Source organism: Streptococcus sp. 3167 (genome assembly GCF_013277175.1).
GTDB lineage: Bacteria > Bacillota > Bacilli > Lactobacillales > Streptococcaceae > Streptococcus > Streptococcus pseudopneumoniae.
In genome coordinates, this window is the sequence record NZ_VMML01000074.1 from 1 (window position 1) to 1,090 (window position 1,090).

2 protein-coding genes are annotated in these 1,090 nt (G+C 44.3%); both read left to right on the top strand.

Annotated features, from left to right (window positions below; translation table 11 throughout):
• Positions 1-162 precede the first annotated feature (162 nt).
• On the top strand, positions 163-441 hold the full coding sequence (locus HT678_RS09910; protein ID WP_000134981.1) for a hypothetical protein: 279 nt from the start codon (positions 163-165) through the stop codon (positions 439-441).
• A gap of 15 nt (positions 442-456) precedes the next feature.
• Complete coding sequence (locus HT678_RS09915; RefSeq protein ID WP_000227060.1) at positions 457-933, top strand: hypothetical protein; 477 nt, start codon at positions 457-459, stop codon at positions 931-933.
• Positions 934-1,090: the final 157 nt, after the last annotated feature.

The following is a 1,090-nucleotide window of genomic DNA, read 5'->3' on the forward strand; positions in this document are numbered from 1 at the left end:
TGAGTAAGATTACACTAGACCAAGCCAAAATCGACATGTACATCAACCTACTGGAACGTGGAGCAGTTGACTTTTCATGGGTACATAAACGCTGGAAAGACCGTGTGCGCAAGGAATTGAAGCGACGTGGTTTGAGCCACTTGGCGAACTAGCGAGGTGTTTATGACAGAGATTGAGCACTTATTGATTCGGTTTCTCTTTTCTCTGATTCCTGTGGTTGTCTTGTACTTTTCCATGAAGGACAGGGCAACCAAACAGGAAAATCGCATGACAGCCATAGAAAAAGACATTGAGAACTTACGCGAATTTCGAATGTCGGCTAACAAAAGATTGGATAACCATGACGAACAAAATAAGGCTATTCTGGTGCTGGCTGAACAGGTCAAATCGCTAGGTGAAGATGTGAGAGAACTGAAAACCTTGATACAAAGTAAACAGTAAAGAAAGAGGTGCAGAATGGTCTGTAATCTCAATATGACTAATCTCGCACAGATTGACGGTGGTCACCTGATTAAGCAAGGGGACTTGGCTTCCACCTTTGGTTTTGCCCTCTTAGACGAAGACTACCAAGTGATTTCCTCTCTGGAAGGGGAGGAGGCACTGATCAGTCTGACCAAGGAGGGCTACCAGTGGAAGAAGCAGGTAACTGTTACCGGTCAAGGTGTGAGTTTTCATCTGGACGCTATCTTGCCCATTGGGAGTTATCGCTTGGAAATCACGGCTGGAGGCTATGTTTTCCCCAGTGATAAATCTGTCCATATCAAGATAGTCGCCTCAGATAAGGAATTGGTCACAGAGGAAGTCCATGCTTTAAAAGAGCTGGATATTGCAAAAGAAGTTGAGAAACAGCTTGCAGGTAGAACTGTAGGCGAGAGCCCAGTAGGTCAGGAATTGCCAGACCTGCTCTTTTATTACAATTTAGGAAAGGTGTAACACAAAATGGATACTACAAAATTAACAGCATTTGCGCAGGCAGTGGGGGAAGATAACAAAAAGGTAAACGAAGAGCTGAAAACGAAAGTCAGCACGTCTGACATGAACCAAGCAATCGCCCAAGCTAAATCTGAAGTTAAGGCTGAAATCTTGGGTG